15 protein-coding genes are annotated in these 17,634 nt (G+C 65.7%); 6 read left to right on the top strand and 9 right to left on the bottom strand.

The window, feature by feature from the left end:
• The first annotated feature begins 161 nt into the window (after positions 1-161).
• From F2P46_RS00525 to lnt, 3 genes are read left to right on the top strand one after another with little or no spacing between them, the layout of a single operon-like run.
• Positions 162-1,250, top strand: a complete 1,089-nt coding sequence (locus tag F2P46_RS00525; RefSeq protein ID WP_166884256.1) for an SGNH/GDSL hydrolase family protein — start codon at positions 162-164, stop codon at positions 1,248-1,250.
• A 17-nt stretch (positions 1,251-1,267) separates the two neighbouring features.
• Positions 1,268-1,936 carry a hypothetical protein gene (locus F2P46_RS00520; RefSeq protein ID WP_368737862.1) on the top strand — a complete coding sequence of 223 codons (669 nt, stop codon included), beginning with the start codon at positions 1,268-1,270 and terminating at the stop codon, positions 1,934-1,936.
• A gap of 5 nt (positions 1,937-1,941) precedes the next feature.
• Positions 1,942-4,401, top strand: coding sequence for an apolipoprotein N-acyltransferase (gene lnt / locus F2P46_RS00515; protein ID WP_166884255.1), 2,460 nt, complete (start codon positions 1,942-1,944; stop codon positions 4,399-4,401).
• A 58-nt stretch (positions 4,402-4,459) separates the two neighbouring features.
• Here lnt and F2P46_RS00510 read toward each other — a convergent pair whose 3' ends face one another.
• From F2P46_RS00510 to F2P46_RS00495, 4 genes are all read right to left on the bottom strand, one after another.
• Complete coding sequence (locus F2P46_RS00510; protein WP_166884253.1) at positions 4,460-5,650, bottom strand: FAD-binding oxidoreductase; 1,191 nt, start codon at positions 5,648-5,650, stop codon at positions 4,460-4,462.
• Positions 5,651-5,659: 9 nt separating this feature from the next.
• Entirely contained in the window at positions 5,660-6,925 is a 1,266-nt protein-coding gene (locus F2P46_RS00505) for an NAD(P)/FAD-dependent oxidoreductase (RefSeq protein ID WP_229508912.1), read from the bottom strand.
• 32 nt (positions 6,926-6,957) lie between these two features.
• Positions 6,958-8,022, bottom strand: a complete 1,065-nt coding sequence (locus F2P46_RS00500; RefSeq protein WP_166884251.1) for an S-adenosylmethionine:tRNA ribosyltransferase-isomerase — start codon at positions 8,020-8,022, stop codon at positions 6,958-6,960.
• Between the two features lie 161 nt (positions 8,023-8,183).
• A complete protein-coding gene (locus F2P46_RS00495) occupies positions 8,184-9,014 on the bottom strand; it encodes a lectin ESA-2 (RefSeq protein ID WP_166884249.1) in 831 nt (276 codons plus the stop codon).
• An 83-nt stretch (positions 9,015-9,097) separates the two neighbouring features.
• Between F2P46_RS00495 and F2P46_RS00490 the strand changes: the two genes are divergently transcribed.
• From F2P46_RS00490 to F2P46_RS00480, 3 genes are all read left to right on the top strand, one after another.
• The gene (locus tag F2P46_RS00490) at positions 9,098-9,508 is read left to right on the top strand and encodes a hypothetical protein (protein ID WP_166884247.1); all 411 of its coding nucleotides are present in this window, start codon (positions 9,098-9,100) and stop codon (positions 9,506-9,508) included.
• Positions 9,509-9,849: 341 nt separating this feature from the next.
• Positions 9,850-10,677: a 4'-phosphopantetheinyl transferase superfamily protein gene (locus tag F2P46_RS00485; RefSeq protein ID WP_166884246.1), complete on the top strand. Its 828-nt coding sequence runs from the start codon at positions 9,850-9,852 to the stop codon at positions 10,675-10,677.
• A gap of 23 nt (positions 10,678-10,700) precedes the next feature.
• On the top strand, positions 10,701-11,558 hold the full coding sequence (locus tag F2P46_RS00480; RefSeq protein WP_166884683.1) for a DMT family transporter: 858 nt from the start codon (positions 10,701-10,703) through the stop codon (positions 11,556-11,558).
• Here F2P46_RS00480 and F2P46_RS38480 read toward each other — a convergent pair.
• The 5 genes from F2P46_RS38480 to F2P46_RS00455 all read right to left on the bottom strand — a co-directional run bounded on the left by F2P46_RS38480 (position 11,555) and on the right by F2P46_RS00455 (position 17,210).
• Positions 11,555-13,147 carry a methyl-accepting chemotaxis protein gene (locus F2P46_RS38480; RefSeq protein ID WP_166884245.1) on the bottom strand — a complete coding sequence of 531 codons (1,593 nt, stop codon included), beginning with the start codon at positions 13,145-13,147 and terminating at the stop codon, positions 11,555-11,557. The two genes, F2P46_RS00480 and F2P46_RS38480, sit on opposite strands and share 4 nt — an antisense overlap.
• Before the next feature lie 27 nt (positions 13,148-13,174).
• Positions 13,175-13,936 carry a substrate-binding domain-containing protein gene (locus tag F2P46_RS00470; RefSeq protein ID WP_166884243.1) on the bottom strand — a complete coding sequence of 254 codons (762 nt, stop codon included), beginning with the start codon at positions 13,934-13,936 and terminating at the stop codon, positions 13,175-13,177.
• Between the two features lie 240 nt (positions 13,937-14,176).
• Positions 14,177-15,472 (bottom strand): HAMP domain-containing sensor histidine kinase, encoded by a 1,296-nt coding sequence (locus F2P46_RS00465; protein ID WP_166884242.1) that lies wholly within the window; start codon positions 15,470-15,472, stop codon positions 14,177-14,179.
• Complete coding sequence (locus tag F2P46_RS00460; RefSeq protein ID WP_208296473.1) at positions 15,469-16,143, bottom strand: response regulator transcription factor; 675 nt, start codon at positions 16,141-16,143, stop codon at positions 15,469-15,471. Before F2P46_RS00460 ends, F2P46_RS00465 begins: the two co-directional genes overlap by 4 nt.
• A gap of 14 nt (positions 16,144-16,157) precedes the next feature.
• A complete protein-coding gene (locus tag F2P46_RS00455) occupies positions 16,158-17,210 on the bottom strand; it encodes a type 1 glutamine amidotransferase domain-containing protein (protein WP_166884239.1) in 1,053 nt (350 codons plus the stop codon).
• Positions 17,211-17,634 lie beyond the last annotated feature (424 nt).

The following is a 17,634-nucleotide window of genomic DNA, read 5'->3' as shown; positions in this document are numbered from 1 at the left end:
TGCGCATTTACAACAAATCTACCGATTTTCAATGTTTTCTGTACAAGACGAATGGTTAATTAGCACGCTTGTGCATATTTGCAATACATTGAAATGCCCGCGTTCAGGTTGGCCGGCATGGCAGGCCTGGCGGACGGGTCCAACTAAAAAGGAGACGCTTCATGAGCATTCGCTTTCGTCGTTCTTTGCACACCTTGTTACCCTTCCTTGCACTACTCGCCCCGGCTTCCGAGGCAGCCGCCAGCACCCTGAACCAGAACGCCTCGTGGACCATCGACCGGGCCGGCACCAGCACCAAGTACCGCTCGGTGGCCTATGGCGACTCGATCTATGCCGGCTTTAACGGCTCCGTCACCAGCGCGGCCAAATACGCGGCGCCGACGGTCAACGCGGAGTATCTCTCGGGCCAGTGGGGCGCCGACGTCGAAAGCGTGCGCCGCACCAAGTCCGGCGCGGTGGCCGAGGACGTGTACAACAACAAGATCGTGGCCGAGCGCTCGTATATGCAAGCAAGTAACACGCGCGTGGTCACCTTCGAAATGTGCGGCAACGATGGCTTGCAGGCGCGTTCGGCCTTCAAGAGCCAGACTGGCACCTGCAACTACAGCGTGCTGACCGCCGCCGAAACCAGCTGCAAGAAGTATGTGACGGCCGCGATGGACTACATCAACGCCAACGCCTACGCCGGGGTCAAGCTGAAGGTCGTCTCCAACCTGCACTATCCGGGCTACGCGGTGGACAATGTGCAGAGCACCTGCAAGGATGCGGGCACCGGCGCCACCGTCAAAATGCAGGACAAGTTCCTGCCCGCGCTGGCCAGGATGAACTTCATGATGTGCGACGTGGCGCGCCAGAAGGGCTTCCAGTGCGCGGATAATTTTGCCCAGTACATGGGCGCCGACTACGACAGCAACGGTGACGGCCGCATCGACGCCGAGGGCTTGCGCTATGTGAGCGGCGAGAGCGAAACGAGCTACGTCAACCGCCTGACCACGGCACTGCGCTCGACCATCCGCGACGCCAACACGCACTTTGTGTCGGCGGGCAGCAGCTACGACTACATCCAGTCGGACGACACCCACCCGACCTACAATGGCAGCACCTTCAGTTCCGGCCTGTTCGGCAGCACCACCGGCAGCGGCGCGCCGCGTTACACGAGCTTCAGCGGCGGCAAGAATCCGATCTGGAACCAGTACGGCCATGAGCGCATGGGCTGGGCGGTGTCGACCTACAATCCGGTCACGCCGTAAGCAGCGGGCGCCGATCCGTGGACACGCCTCCGCGTTCCGGGCCGGCGCAGTCTGGCAGCGAGCAGTCCGCTGCCAGCCGCGCCTGGCGGCCCTCCCGGGGCCGCGCCGTCATCGTCATGCTGCTGGCTCTTGCCTGCGGCGCCGCGCTGTTCTTTTTATGGAAGCCGACCCGCAGCGGGGCCGGCGCCGCCGCGCCGATGGCGGCAGCGCCGCCGCAGCCGACGCATCGGCCGGCTGCGGGCGTCGCACGCGCGCCAGCGCCTGTGCCGGGGCCGGCCGCGCCGGCGCGCCCGCCCGAAGGTGACGCCGACCCCACGCGCGACCTGTCGAGCTACGTCGCGCGCGGGGAAAATCCCAGCATGGCGCAAGTCATCGAACGCCTGCACGAGCGCGGCATCCATTCCGGCCTGGGCGCCTTTTCGCCACCGGGAACGAGTCCGCCGCTGGTCGGGCTGGCGGTGCCCGAGGATTTCGTTTTGCCGAAGGGCTATGTGCGCCATCACCAGGCCACCGATGACGGCCAGCGCATCGAAGCGGTGCTGATGTTTGCACCCGATTTTCAGTTGGTCGATGCCAGCAACAAGCCCATCGAGATGCCCAAGAACCTGGTCGTCCCGCCGGAACTGGCGCCGCCCGGCTTGCCGATCCGGCGCATCGTCATTCCACCGGCACGGTCGGGGCGCTGACCACCATGGCCTTATTGAATCACGCGACAGTGCGCACTGCCGGGGGCATCCTCGCCAGCGGCGCCATGGTGGCGCTGTATGCGCGCGGCGGCGTCGCCTGGCCGCTCGGGTTCGTACTGCTGGCGCCCTGGCTGCGCATCCTGGACGCCAGCCCCACCTTGGCGGCGACCTTGCTGCGCGCCTGGCTCATGTCGCTTGCCTACACGGCGGCGGCGTTCGCCTGGTTCGGCTCCGCGCTCGGGATCTATGCGCAGGTCGGCGCGGCCACCGGCGTGGCGCTGCTGCTGCTCGCCGCCCCGCTGTTCCAGCCGCAATTCATCGTCTTCGCCCTGGTGCGCCACATCACGCTGCGCCGGCATGGCGCCGTGCTGGGCGCACTGGCCGGTGCGGCGGCCTGGGTGGCGACCCAGGCCGCCGCGCCCGGCTTGCTTGGCGACACGCTCGGCCACGGGCTGTATCCATCGCGCCTGCTGCGCCAGGGCGCCGACGTGGGCGGCACCGCCGGCCTGACCGTTCTGCTGTTGCTGGCCAACGAAGGCGTGGCGGCGGCGCTGGCGCGCCGTGCCGATGGCTGGCGCGTCGCCGCCCGCCCGCTCGCGGCCGCCGCGCTGGCGCCGCTGCTGCTGGCCGGCTACGGCCTGGTGGCGCTGTCGGCCAGCCCCGCTCCCGCCGGCAAGCCGCTGCGGGTGGGATTGATCCAGTCGAACATCGTCGCCTACGACCGCCAGCGCCAGGAAAAGGGAACCCACGCGGTGGTGCGCGAGATTCTCGATACGCATTTCGCGATGAGCTACGACGCTGTCGTGCGCCAGCGCGCCGATGCGGTGCTGTGGCCGGAAACGGCCTACCCCACCACCTTCGGCCATCCGAAGAGCGAGGCGGGGGCCGACTTCGATCGTGAGATCCTGGCCATCGTCAATGCCGCCGGCGTGCCGTTCGTGTTCGGCACCTACGATCGCGACAGCGCCGGCGAATACAACGCCGCCGCGTTCGTGCAGCCAGGCGCCGGCCTGACGGGTTTTTATCGCAAGACGCACCTGTTTCCACTGACCGAGTACGTGCCGGCCTGGCTGGACGGGCCGCGCTTGCGGCGCGCCCTGCCCTGGACCGGCGACTGGCGGCCCGGCAACGGCGCACGCGTGTTTCCATTGCGCCTGGCCGACGGCCGCGAGATTCCGGTGCTGCCCCTGATCTGCCTCGACGATGTCGATCCCGCCCTGGCCATCGACGGCGCGCGCCTGGGTGCGCAAGCCATTCTCACGATGTCGAACGACTCCTGGTTCAGCGCCAGTCCGCTGGGGGCGGAAATGCACCAGGTGGCGGCGGCGTTTCGCAGCATCGAAACGCGCCTGCCGCAGTTCCGCGCCACCACCAACGGTTACAGCGCGGCGATCGACGCGACCGGCGGTGTGCTGGCCGGCACGCGCATGGGCGAACGCATCCTGGTCATCGCCGATGTACCGGTGCGCGTCCCGCCGCGCACCTTGATGGTGATCTGGGGCGACTGGGTCGGACTGGCGGCCGGCGCCTTCCTGCTGGTACTGGCGGCATGCTCGGCGTGGCCAGCGTGGCGCCCGCGCGCCGCGCACGCGCCGGCGCCTGTGGACCTGAGCATGCCGGGGCCGGTCGATGTGGCCGTGCTGTCGCCCGCCGCACGCATGGCGGCGGGCCTGTTGCGCGTGTTCGCGCGCGGCAGCCTGCTCTGGATGTGCATGACGCTGCTGCTTGACGAGGCCTTGCGCACCAACACGCTGGCGCAAATGCGCATGTTTTCCGCGTTCTTCCTGGCGCCGGAAGCGGCCGCGTGGTGCGTGCTGTTCCTGTTTTCCGCAAAGCTGTCGCTCGCCGATGGCAGCCTGGTGCTGGCACGCGACGCGCGCCGCCTTCAGATCGCGCTGGCCGACATCGCCACGGTGCGGTGCTGGCGCCTGCCGCTGCCCTGTCCCGGGATCTCGGTGCGGCTCGCCGGCGGGCAGCGTTACGCGCTGGCGCTGACCGATCCGGGCGCGCTGGCCGCGCACCTGGCTGGCGCCGGCGGCCCGGCCATCCAGCAGCGCACGCATTCGCGCACGGTGATGCAAGCCTACGCGCAAGCGGCGCTGGCGATGCGGCGCTCGCGGCTCGATCATCCGGTCGCCAAGTTCGTGCTGCTGCCGCTGGCGCTGGCGATTCCGGCTTTCCACCTGCACCAGCAAATTTCGTACGGCGGCCCGTTCGGGGAATACTACAGTTTTGGACTGAAGGCTTACCTGACCGCCTTTGCGCTGTGGTGGGCGGCCTGGGCGATCGGCGTGGTGCTGAGCGGCGCGCTACTGCGCTCGGCAATTGAAAGCGCGACCCTGCTGGCGGCATGGCTGCGGCCCGCACGCGCGGTCGATATCCGCCAGCGGCTCGAACGCGGCGGCCACCTTGCGCTGTTTCTCGGCCTGCCGGCGTGGCTGCTGCTGACCATCTTCCGCGCTTAGGAAACCGACTTGAGAATACCGTGCGCCAGTGAGCCGCGGCCCTGGCTAGCGTCGTGGGTTAGCCGGGGGAGTCCGGCATCAGGCGGACGCCAAAATCGGCGGGCTTGAATGCGGCGGGCCAAGGCCGCTCCAGCATGAGGTCGGCAGCCAGGGAGCCGAGCGTATCGGAACAGGCGGCGCTGGAACCATTGCCAGCCGTTGCGACAAACAGGCCATTGCCCAGGGCATCGATATATGGCTTGCCGTGATCGCTGTACGTGACCAGGCAGCGCTTGACCTGAACCGCGCTCACGTCAAGGCCGGGAATCAATGCGCACAGGGCCTGCACCATATCCTGTCTTGGATGCTGGCATCCATGCTTCATCCAATGCTGCATCTGGTCCAAGGTTTGTAAAATCACGTCTTCATCGGTATTGGCGCCAAGTTTGATGTAGATATTCCCATCGGGATACACCAGCGGCGGGGTGAGATAGACATCGGAGATCCGTGGCGCATCGATCTGGTAAGCGATTGCCGGCATGCCGCTCAAGCGTTGCGCATCGGCGCCGGAGACCTTGACGAGTATGGTGGTTTCCGATTTGACCCGGATGGCTATTTGCCGCCGGAAGAACCCAAAGCAATTGGAATACGCTCCTGCGCAGATCAAGATGTTCTTCGCTGTGAATTGCCGCCCCTGGTCGGTCGTCAATGTCCAGTGCGCCGGGGTCTTTTCAGCGGCGACGACCGTTTCGCGGATGACGCTGGCCCCCTGCCGCATGGCGATGGACAGCTGGCTCCGGATCAGGGCGCGAGGGTCGATGATGCCGGCCGGCGCCATCTCCAGCAGCGCCTCGTGGCCAGCCGGAACGGCGACGGATGGGCACAGCGCCGCCATGTCCGGGCGCGCGGGCCAGACGTGTTCAACCGCCGTCGCGTGCGCCAGTGCCGCGATGGCCCGCACGTCGGCGGCAGGCGCGATATAGAGCATCCCTGCAGGACGGTAGAAATGCGTGGCGCTGGCCGCTTCCAGGGCGCCAAAGCGCGACATCGATTGCCGGGTGAGCTCTCCCCACAGCCGGTCGCGGCTCAGCTGCGTGCAGATGCGGCCCTGATCGTAGTGGCTGGAGAACACACCGTCGTGCGCCTCCGAGTCCACCGGTTCATCGGGGCCGATGGCGGCAACGCGCTGCGAACCGCAGCTCAGATAGCGCAAGGCGGCGGCGCCGATCATGCCCTTGCCCACCACCAGATGCTCGAACGTCTCTGTCATGCGGCCTCCCTAGCGCAGGCGTGATGCGATGTAGGGCGCATCGAGATGGAAACCGGCGCCGCTGCCGGAGGCTCGCGTGCGCAACCAATGAAAGCCCAACCAGAAGAAGCCGTCGACCGGGGTATCGCAAGCCTGGGGCAAGCCATGCGTGTCCAAGGCCCGAACCACATCGTCAATCAATAACCAGCTCAAATCGGCGCGCCAGCCGGTCGCCCAGATAACGGTGTGGATGCCTGCTTGCCGCAGATTCAACTCTGTTGGCGGCGACAATGCCGACAATGGCTGATGCGCCCGCCATTCGGGTTCGGCAACGGGCGCGGCAAAGCCCAGGCGCACGACGTCATCTTGCCGCGCAATCCAATCCTCGATGTGGCCGATCAGCTCATCGTAGCCTTTTTGGGCAAAGAGAATATGCTCATCCAGATTATTGTCGAACAGGGCCAGCTCACCGTCGGCCGACATGCCGCGTAGCGTGCCCAGCAGCGTCACGCCCATGCGCGCAAGAGAATGGTGGGAAATCGGGTGGTCGCTCCCGACGATGGGGAGGCGGTCAAAGCGCTCGCCGGGATCGATGAGCTCCTCCTTGGGCGTAGCGAGCAAGCCGGTTCTCTCCAGCCAGAACATGATGTCCTCGCCGCGATGGCTGCGCGGTGTTCCCTTCACCATGGAGGTGGCCAGATACACGCGCCTGCCGGCCTGCGCCAGCTCCTCGCTGAGCTGCACCCCTGTCTGCCCTGCGCCGACGACCAGGACCGAACCGGCCCGCAGCGTGGAAGGATTGGTATAGGTCCCGACCCGATACTGCTCGATCTGAGGGCCGATCCGGGCGGCGCAGGCGGGGATCCTGGGAAGTTGATAGTTCCCGGGCGCCGCGATCACATTCCTGGCAAGATAGACGTGCGACCCCGCCTCCCTCTCGACGTGCACCCGGAAGCCCCCATCGGGCGCCTGTTCGACGGCGATCACCTTGCTCTTCTCATGAATCGGGAAAGCACGTTGTGCGATACAGTCGTCCCACAGGCCCAGGATAGTGCGCAAGGCCAGGCCGCGCTGGCGGTCCGGAAGGCCGTCGCGCTGGCCCATCAGGCGCGAAAAGGCCAACGGCGAATTGATTTTGAAGCTGTCCCAGCGCGCGGAACGCCATTGCTCCAGCGCTTGCGCCTGTTCCAGGACGACGTGCTCACGCCCCGCGCGTTGCAGGACGTAGCTCATGCACAGGCCGGCCTGGCCCGCGCCGATCACGACAGTATCGATATGATGAATCTCCTTATTCAAATCCCATCCTCCCGGCAGCGTTGATTGCGCGACTAAACGATCAGCATGGAGTCGCCGAACATGTCGAATTCATAGCCGCCGACGCTCAACAGTTCATCGTAGCCGCGCATGAGCAGTTCCTGGCCTGCGAATGCGGCGGTGAGCACGATGTGGCTCGAGCGCGGCCGGTGCAGATTGGTCAGCAGGGCGTCGACGATCTTGAAGTGATAGCCGGGGTAGATGTACAGACCGGTCCAGCCCGATTGAGGCATGATCACCTGATTGGTCGGGCCGCTCGCCGCCAGCGATTCGAGTGTCCGCACGACGGTCGTCCCAACGGCAACGATGCGCCGCCCCTCGGCCAGGGCGCGGCTGATCTTGGCGGCCGACTCGCCCTGGACGTCGAAAAACTCTTCCCTGACCCGGTGGTCCTCGACATGTTCCGCGTCGATGTGGCGCACGGCCAGCACCTCGGTGCTGCCGACGTGCAAGGTAACGTAGGCGAACTCCACCCCCTTGGCGGCAATCCGGTCGAGTAAGCCGGTGGAGAAATGCAGGCCTGCGGAAGGTATCTCCAATGAGCCCGGCGATTTAGCGTACACCGATCGATAGGCGGCGGGATTTTCCTGCCAGTGGCTGGGGTTGAGCGGCACGGTCTCGTCGGAGCGCGTACCGTGGCCTTCAAGCGTGCGAATGAGCCGCGCGGTCGGTTCGAACTTCGCCTTCCAGATATGATCCGGATAAGACGCCAGCAAGGTGCAGCTGAGTTGTTCGTCATCGACCGATCGTAATTCCAAGCCGGCTTTTGCCAACTCCCGTGGGCGAACCTCGACCATGCAGCTGTGATCCGATTCGTGGCCATAGACAATGACGGTGGCCGCTTGGCCGCCGCAGGTGAATTGCAGGGTGTTGGACAACATATAGCTGTCATTCAATACCAGCAAGTCCCCGGCCCGGAAATAGTCATAGATGTCGGAAAATATCCGGTGCTCGATGGCGTTCTTGCCGCGATCGAGCACGATCATTCGGCCGTCCGTCCTCTCCCTGCCCCGCAATTCGACAGGATCCGTCGGCATGGTGTGCGATCCCATCTCGAAATCAAACGACGTGGTCTTCATGATCTTTCTTGTCTCCCATGACGCGCGTTGCTCTGGAGTTATCAAGCCGGCTTCAAGCTCAATAAGCTGTAGATTGGCGGGTTCCCATCTCATGAAATACCGTCCAGTCTTCACTGGACGGCATTAGCCCCCGGCGGACGCTTGATTTACATAGTCTCTATCTATTGTGGCTGGATAAGCGAACGGAATCCGATCTCCCCTTCGCCGCTATACGTCATGCTGCCATTGAAGGAGTTGCCGCCGTCGCCGGAAGTGATATTGAGCGCCGAAACGTTCTGGCCCCCGCGGGAGCCGATAAGCCACACGCCACCCGCAGTCCATGGCGCTGAAGCGCCGCCCCATTGGTTCTCTACCACATAGTTATTGCCAACCACTGCAGTGGCGCGGAAGGCGATCGGCCCTTCGCCGACATAGGTCATGCTGCCGGTGAACGTCTGCCCGTTGTCGGCCGAGCTGATCGTGACCGCTGCCACGCCCTGGTCGCGCGAGCCAATGACCCATACGCCGCCCTGCTGCCACGCAGCGGATGGCCCGCCCCATTGATTTTCGACGGCGAACACGCCGCCGTCCGCCAGTTCACTCTTGAATGCTATCGCGCCCTCGCCGCTGTAGGTCATGCTGCCTGCAAGTGTATTGCCGCCATCGCTGGACTCCGCGTTGACAGCCACCACGCTTTGGCCGACGCGGCAGCCGATGACCCACGTGCCGCCCGGTTGCCACGGAGCGGCATCGCCACCCCATTGGTTTTCGACCACGTAGGTATTATTCTGGGTCAACGTCGCCTTAAAACCGATCGATCCCTCGCCGGCGTACTTCACGCTGCCAGTGAAGGTTTTGCCGCCGTCGGCCGAGTTGATGTTCAACGCCACGACATTTTGGCCGCTACGGGAGCCGACCACCCACATGCCGCCTTCGTTCCACGCGGCGCCCTGGCCACCCCATTGATTTTGGACATGGTGAAGATTATTGACCGACTTGCTGGTTTTTGACATGACTGCCTCCAGACTATCTGAAAAGCACGGAATCTACGCATTGAATGACTAACGGCCAATGGCCAGCCTGCGCATGGAGATGCGTGCTCAATGCAGCGGAACGGCGCTGCCCCGTTGATAAACTGTTCGTAATTAATGAAAAACACGACTGCACGCGTTATTCAGCGCTCAATTCCATTGAAATGTCGCCAGAACTGATTTTCTTGAACTGCTCTTCCAGCGCGGAACTGGGCGGACAGGGAATCGCGGAGTGTTTCTGTCGGTTCTGTCGCATTAGCGACCGTCTTGAGGGGCGTCGTGCTATTTCGGGAAAATTTCGCTTTCCGATCATCAACGCGACAGAACGGCGCAAGGTGCTCACTCTGAGCATCGGCTTCATATTGTCTCTTCCTCAGGCTGGCGTCGGGTGCGGCGGCGAGAACGGCGCGGCTTACACGTCGGAACCCGTTTCGGCTACTGGCAATTATAGAGTCGTGTCAATATTGCAAATGTAAATTTCTTTTTACGTTGGCATGTTGTAATAATTTTACGACATTTCGTGCTCACCAGCGGTTTTAGCAAACGTTTCTCCAGAAAGTCGTTCCATCGTACAGATAAAGCCCATTCTGTTGATTCATTACATCTACATTGACTCGTTTCATTGCGCCAACTTTCCAGTAGGAATGGAGGTCGCGGGTGGCAAGATCGCACAACGAGGCGGACTTCCTGGCGCGCGCGATGGATGCGCTTGCGCGCTGCCGGCTGCTTGCACCCAACCCGCTTCTGCTAGACTTGGGGCCTCTCCAATGGCCGGGCTCGCGCCAGTTCTCCCAGCCCCATAACGCATGCGCAACTGATGACACAAGACAGCTTAAGCCCTCCCGGTGGCGCGCCTGACGCCGCCCTGCCGCTCGACGCCGGGCAGATCGATATCTGGCTGGTCTTCTACCAGCATATTGCCGACCCTGCCCTGCTGGCGGCCTTGCTGGCCCTGCTGAACGAGCAGGAGCGCGCGCAGCAGTTGCGCTTTCACTTCGCGGACGACCGCCTGCGCTACCTCGCCACGCGCGCCCTGGTGCGCACCGTGCTCTCGCGCTACGCCCCGCTGGCGCCGGCCGACTGGATCTTCACGCCAAATGCCTACGGCCGGCCCGCCATCACCAACGCGCACGCGCAGGCGGGCACGCTCAGCTTCAACCTCTCGCACACGCGCGGCCTGATCGCCATGGCCGTCACGCGCGAGCGGGTGCTGGGGGTCGATGTCGAGAACCTGACCACGCGCCAGGTCTCGGACGGCATTGCCGAGCATTTTTTCTCGCCGGTGGAAGTGGCGGAACTGGCCACGGTGCCGCCCGAACGCCGCCAGGACCGTTTCTTCGAGTACTGGACCTTCAAGGAGGCGTACATCAAGGCGCGCGGCATGGGCCTGTCGATTCCGCTCGACCGCTTCAGCTTCCACTTTCCCGACGAGCGCCAGGTGCGCCTGTCCATCGAAGCCGATCTGGGCGACGATGCCGCACGCTGGCATTTCTGGCAGTTCCGGCCGGCGCCCGGCTACCTGCTCGCCCTGTGCGCCGAACGCCTCGATGGCGACCTGCCGCAGCTGAACGTGCGCAGCGCCATTCCCACCGTGGCCGACACGCCTTTCGCGTGGACGCTGCTCAGAGCCGGCCCGCGTTCTTGAGCGCCCATCGCAGCGCGCTGGCGATGGCGCATAGCGCCGCGCTCCTGTTCGGCCTGACCGGCGTCTTCGGCGCGCTGATCCGCGCCGACGCCACCGTCATCACGTTCGGACGGGCGGCGTTCGCGCTGGTCGCACTGGCCCTGTTCGCACTGGCCCGACAGCGCCCGCTGCTGCGCGGCCTGGACCGCTACAAGTTGTGCATGCTGGTCGCCAGCGGCATGCTGCTGGCCGCCCATTGGGTGAGCTTTTTCGTCGCCGTGAAAGTCGGCGGCGTGGCGATGGCCACCCTGGGTTTCGCCAGCTTTCCGGCATTCATCGCGCTGCTCGACATGCTGGTGTTCCGCGAGCGCATCGGCAGCGCCGAAGCAATCCTGCTGACCCTGGTCACCCTGGGGCTGGTACTGGTCACGCCCTCGTTCGATGTGGGCGAGGCCGGCACCGCCGGCCTGTTGTGGGGCGTGCTGTCGGGCTTGATGTTCGCGCTGCTGGCGGTAGCCAACCGGCGCGCCGCGCGCGGGATGGACGCGCTCGGGCTCGCGTTCTGGCAAAACCTCGTGGTCGCGCTGGCCGTGGCGCCCTTCGCGGCCGCCAGCCTGGGCGCGCCGACCCGGCTGGACTGGCTTTACCTGGGCTTACTGGGGGTATTTTGCACGGGCCTGGCGCACTACCTGTTCGTCAAGAGCCTGGAACGCTTGCATGCCCGTAGCGCGGGCATGATCATCGCGCTCGAACCGGTGTACGCGATCGCCTGCGCCTGGTGGCTGTTCGCGCAACAGCCGTCAGCGCGCATGCTGGCCGGCGCGGCGCTGATCGTCAGCGCCATCGTGCTGTCGGCGCGCGCCAGAGCGCCCTCGCAAGAGCCTGCCTCGGCAGGCTCTTAGCGCGCCAACGTCAGCACGCCCCGCCCCGCCACCGGCGGCGCCGCGATCGCGCTGAGCTTGAACGCTTGCGCCACCTGGGCCAGCGCGGCCGCGTCTTCCTGCATGGACTGGGCGGCGGCGGCGGCCTGCTCGACCAGCGCGGCATTTTGCTGGGTCACCTGGTCCATCTCGATGATGGCCTGGTTGATCTGCTCGATCCCGGCGGTCTGCTCCTGGCTGGCCGACACGATGTCTTTCATGATATCGGTCACTTTCTGCACACTGGCCACCACATTGTTCATGGTGGTGCCGGCCTGGTCGACCAGGCGGGTGCCGGCTTCGACCATGTCGACCGAATCTTCGATCAGGGTCTTGATTTCCTTGGCCGCCGCCGCCGAGCGCTGCGCCAGGTTGCGCACCTCGGAGGCCACCACCGCGAAACCGCGCCCCTGTTCGCCGGCGCGCGCCGCTTCGACCGCCGCGTTCAGGGCCAGGATATTGGTCTGGAAGGCAATGCCGTCGATGACGCTGATGATGTCGACGATGCGGCGCGAGGACGTGTTGATCGAACGCATGGTCGAGACCACTTCCGACACCACGGCGCCGCCTTTTTCCGCCACCTCGGAGGCGCTCAGCGCCAGCTGGTTGGCTTGGCGCGCATTGTCGCCGTTGCGCCTGACGGTGTCGGTCAATTCCATGATCGAAGCGCTGGTCTCTTCAATCGAACTGGCCTGCTGTTCGGTGCGGCCGGACAGGTCCATATTGCCCCTGGCGATCTCGAGCGAGGCGGTGACGATCCGGTCCGAGCCCTCGCGCACCTTGCCGATGGTTTTTTCCAGGCTGGCGTCCATGTCGCGCAGGGCTGCCAGCAACTGGCCGGTTTCATCGGTGGAGGTCACTTCGATATGTTCGCTCAGGTCGCCCGTGGCGACCCGGTTGGCCACTTCGACCGCGCGCCGCAAAGGTTTCTTGATGGAATCGATCACGATGTACGACAGAAACGCACCGAGCACCAGGCCCAGGCCCAGGGTCGCCAGCATCAGCGTACGCGTGGTCGCGCTCGACTTGTCGGCGGCCGCAAAGGCGGCCTGTGCTTCGCCTTTTTGCCGCACCATGCGGGTCAGCAGGGCTGAACGGGCCGCTTCGAACTTCTTTTCGGAATCGACCTTGAGCTGGGCGCTGGCCGCCTCGTAGTCGCCGCTCTTGGCCAGGGCGATGACCTTGTCGCCGGCGGCGGCATACTGTTCCCAGGCCGTTTCGAAGACGTCGGCCTGGGCTTTCGCGTCGCTCGACTGCAGCGAGCGCTTGTAGCTGTTCAGGCTCGCCTTCAACTTGGCGTTGACGGTCACCACCTCGCGGTAGGACAGTTCGGCCGCCTCCGAATTTTCCGCCCCCATGCCGCCGATCACCAGCGTGCGCGAGCGATACATATCGCCCAGCACCTCGCCCAGGCTGACCAGGGGCACGGTGCTGTCTTCATAAATGGTGCGCATGCTCTCGTTGCTGGCGGATAATCCGCGCAGGGCGACCAGGCCCACCACGGCCAGCGCGGTGAGCAAGGTGCCGGTCAGGATCATCAGGCGGGTGCTGATATTGACGTTATGTAACATGGGCGGAGGCTCGGCAAGGTTGGGGAATTACTTCACTTTGAGGTAGTCGGCCAGCTTCTTGGCCGCGCCCGTGGGCGCGCCGATGGTGACCAGCCCGAGCGGACGCGACATGGCAGGCGCGCCGATGGTCTTGCTGTCGCCCGCCCCGGCCTTGACGTGCACGTCGGCCGCCGGCCCGAAGCCGCCCGGCGTGCGCGAGACCCAGGTGATCACTTCGCGTGGCGACTGCGCTTCCAGCGCCCCCTTGACGTACTCGGCGCCATCCATGATGGTTTTCTGGAACACCAGGCTCGGGATCATGCCCGCCTTGGTCACCACCACCTTGACCGGCAGGTCGGCGCCGCCGACTTCTTTCCAGTTGGTGATTTTGCCGGTCGCCATATCCTTGAGCTGGGCCTTGGTGAGCGCCGTGACGCCATTCGATTTATGCACGATGACGACCAGCTCGTCCGTTCCGATTTGCGTGAACACCAGGTTGTCCGGAACCTTGATCTCCTTGCTGGCGGCCTTGGCGGCCTTTTTGCCCGCCTCGATCGAGTCGGCCAGGGTGTCGCCGACCGCCGCCACGCTCACCTTGCCGTCGACCAGGGCGACCATGCCGTTGCCGGTGCCCACGCCGTTGACCTTGATCTCAACGCCGGTGGCCTTGAGGATTTCCGCCGCGCGCGGCTCGAGCACATCTTTCTGCGGGGTGGTGCCACCGGAAATTTCCAGCACCTCCGCAGCGCCGGCGCCGCCGGCCAGGCTGGCGATGATGAGGGAGAGCAGTACGAAGGCAGGCGCTTTCATTGTGTATCCTTTATGTGGGTCGATCACATGGAACGGCAAGGTCAGCTGGAATAGTTTCCATGCACCAACTGAAAAACCAGTGTACGGCGGCTGGGGGAAACACACAAGAAAATGCGAACTGGGTGCGTGCGAAATGTGTCTTGCTGTTGGAAACATGCGATACGCGCGCCTGTCGCCTTGCTCGGACGCATGCAAGCGAGCGCGACCTTAGCGGGAGCCCCGGCGCGATCAGCATGGCCGTCAGCCCATCGGATCCCCGCTGCCGGCCGGGCCCGGCCACGAAAGGCGGGCGCGGGTGCCGCCGCCGGCGGCGCTGTCGATCGCCACGTCGATGCCGACGCGCGCGCCGAGCCGGCGTGCGATCGACAGGCCCAGCCCCACACCGGCGCTGGCCTCGCCTTTGGCGCCCACCTCGAACAGGCGCTCGCGCAGGGCGGGCGCGATGCCGGGCCCGCTATCGGCCACCACCAGGCTGGCGCCGTCCATGTAAATCCGGATCTCGCCCTGGCCGGTATGGCCGAACGCGTTGCTGACTAGGTTCGAGAGCAGGATCGCCAGCGCCGCGCGGTGGCTCTCGACGACCGTGCCGGGCGCCACCTCGACGCTGACCTCGACCGCCTTGCCGTCGAGCAGATGGGCAAACTGCACGACCGCGCTTTCGACCAGCGGCAGCAAGGCCACCGGTTCGGCCACCGAGGCGCCGAGTTCCTCGCGCGCCAGCGACAGCAAGGTCGCCACCGTCTGGGCCATGTGCGCCGCCGCGCCGCGCACGCGTTGCAACTGGTCGGCCGCCTGCGCCGGCATCGGCTGCTGCGCCAGCAACTGCGCCGCGCCTTCGATCACCGCCAGCGGCGTGCGCAATTCGTGGCTGGCGTCGCGCGTGAACTGCTGCTCGCGCTCGATGAACGCGGCGATACGCGCCATCGCCTCGTCCAGCTTGCGCGCCAGCGCGCCGATTTCGTTATCCGGAAAATCCTGCGCGAAGCGCTGCGGCAGCCGGCCCGGCTGCGCGGCGGCGACCAGCAGCGCCAGGCGCGTCAAGGGCGCCGTGGCGCGCCGCGCCAGCCAGTAGCCGACCGCCAGCGTCACGACCAGGATGGCGAGGGTCGACACGCCCAGGAAGCCGAGAAGGAACGGCAGGCGCGGGCGCACCACCAGGTCGCGGCTCACTTCGGCCACCAGGTAGGCCGGGTCGGCGCCGAGGTCGACCTTGCGTACATGATAATGCCGGCCCTGCTCGCCGAAAAATTCGCCGCTGCGGGCCGGCCCCGCCAGTTGGCGCGCCAGGTCGGCCGGAAACGTGTCCGGGCGGCGGTACACGCTGACGTTCTCGCGCAGCGGCGCGGCCAGCTTGCCCGACGCTTGCCAGTGCCGCTGCTGGTGCGCGGCCTCCTGGCGCAGCAGCTTGTCGAAAAAGCTGTCCTCGACCGAATACACGAACAGCACGCTGAACACGCTGAAACACACGGCCGTGGCCAGCGCGAACAGCGCGAACGCCAGCATCATCCTGCTGCGCAGCGAGTGCCCGGTCTTCACGCCAGCGCGTCGAGCTTGAACCCGACCCCGTGCACGGTCAGCAACATGGCGCTGCCGAAAGGTTTGTCCAGGCTTTGGCGCAGCTGGTACAGATGCGTGCGCAGGGCGTCGGAGTCGGGCGGCGCGTCGCGCCACAAGGTCCGGGTCAGTTCCGAGCGGGTCAGCACGCGCGGATGCGCCTCGGCCAGCGCCAGCAAGATCTGGTAGCCGACCGGATTGACCTTGAGCGAGCGCCCTTCCCGGCTCACCGCCTGCGCCTGGCGGTCGATGCGCAAGCTGCCGATGGCCAGCGTGTGCTCCTGGTGCAGGGTATGCCTGCGCGCCAGCACGTTGCAGCGCGCCAGCAGTTCTTCCAGCGCGAACGGCTTGACCAGGTAATCGTCGGCGCCGCTGTCGAAGCCACTGAGCTTGTCGTGCAGGGCGTCGCGCGCGGTCAGCATCAGCACCGGCATGCGGCGCGTCAGGCGGGCGCGCAGGCGCCTGCATACTTCCAGGCCGTCAATGCCGGGCAAGCCGAGGTCGAGGATCATCAGGTCGTAGTGGTTCTCCAGCGCCAGCTGCAAGCCCAGTTCGCCGTTGTGCGCGAAATCGGCGCTGTGGCCGTGCAGCGCCAGCCCGTCCGCCAGGTTTTGCGCGAGCATCGCATGGTCTTCGACGACGAGAATATGCAGGGGCATGCGGGTCCTTATCCGTTGGCGAGGCGTTGCAGGTTGACGGCATCGGCCGCGCGCCACTGCATGGCGGCGACCACCGAATGCATCAGCACCAGCATCTTATCAAAGCGCGGCAGCGCGGCCTGTTCGGCGCGCGCCGCGTCCAGGCCGGCGCGGTAGTACGTGGCCAGCAGGCGCACGCTGATCTCCTCGGCGGTGCGTGCGCGCGGCACCGGGCGATACCCCAGCGCGGCGACCATCGCTTCGGCCACCGACCAGGTGGACCAGGCGTTCTGCCCCGTGACCAGGCGGCCGTCCACGATGGTGTTGTCGAGGTACTTGGGGCCGGCCACGAAGCGCGCCCCTTCCGCCGTGGCGCGCTCTTCGAGCAGGAAGCCAAAGCGCGTACGCGCATCCTTCATCAGGAACAGTTCTTCCTCGTTGCTGAAAGCGGTCATGCGGCGCCCCGCCAGCAGCGCCTTGCCGTCGGTCAGCTTAACGCCCAACAATGCCGCCGGCCCGTGGCAGACCGCGCCGACCACCCCGCGCGCGGCGACTTCGTTGACGATGCGGGCCACGTCCGGATTGTCGGGCAAGTCGTGCATCGCGCCCTTGCCGCCGACGAAGTACACGGCCGCATAGCGGCGCGCATCGACGTCCGCCAGCGCCATCGAATTGACGACTTTGGCCTGCGCGACTGGGTCGTTGAGAAAGGCGTAGTCGGTCTCGCCCATGTCGTCGGGGTCGATTCTTTCGGGCGGCTTGCCGCCTTGGGGCGAAGCGATATCGACCTCGTAGCCATTGACCTGGAACACATAGTAGGCGCGCGCCAGTTCGGTCAGCTCGTAGCCGGCCCGCTTCATGGCGGGGCCGCCGCGCTCGGCGCTGCTGACCACGGCCAGGATGCGCCCGCGTTTCTGCGCCACCGCCTGCTTCAGGTAAGCCAGGTCGGCCGCGCTGGCCTGCGGATTGGCCTTGGGCAGCTCGTCCAGCGCCAGGCTGCGGTAGTAAACATAACCGGCAGCGGCGAGTAACACCAGGGTGGCGGCCAGCCATGCCCCGCCGCGTAAGATTGTCTTGATCATTGCCAGCTCCGTTATCGAATGGCTTGCACGATAGCGCGCGCCATGTGAACCGGATGTGAATGGCTTGCCCGGTACGCATGCGGCGACCAGCTGAGACCGAGCCAGCGCCTGCGCCGCCAGCAGCCCGGGCGCCCTTGTGAGGCTGCCTCAACAAGACAGAAACCCGTCAAGCGGCGGCAGGTGCATCGACGGCACGCAGCGAGCACACGCCGCGCGGATCGCCATGACGGCCGCGCCCGAGGGCCGCCGGCCCCATTTGCTACTTCGAACCTCAAGCTGACCGCCATCCGTCCACAAGCGGCTCAGCCACAACTTATCAGGAGACAAGTCCGCCGCCCGGGACCCGGCGCAGCCAGAAGCGCTCACTGCCGCATAGGTCTGGCCCGGACGCTGGCGATAGCTCTCCAGCAGCGCGCGCATCCTT

It is taken from the genome of Massilia sp. CCM 8734 (genome assembly GCF_011682155.1).
GTDB classification, from domain to species: Bacteria; Pseudomonadota; Gammaproteobacteria; order Burkholderiales; family Burkholderiaceae_D; genus Telluria_A; species Telluria_A rubra.
The sequence above is the reverse complement of the archived record's forward strand: the minus strand, read 5'-3'. Positions and strand labels throughout refer to the sequence as shown.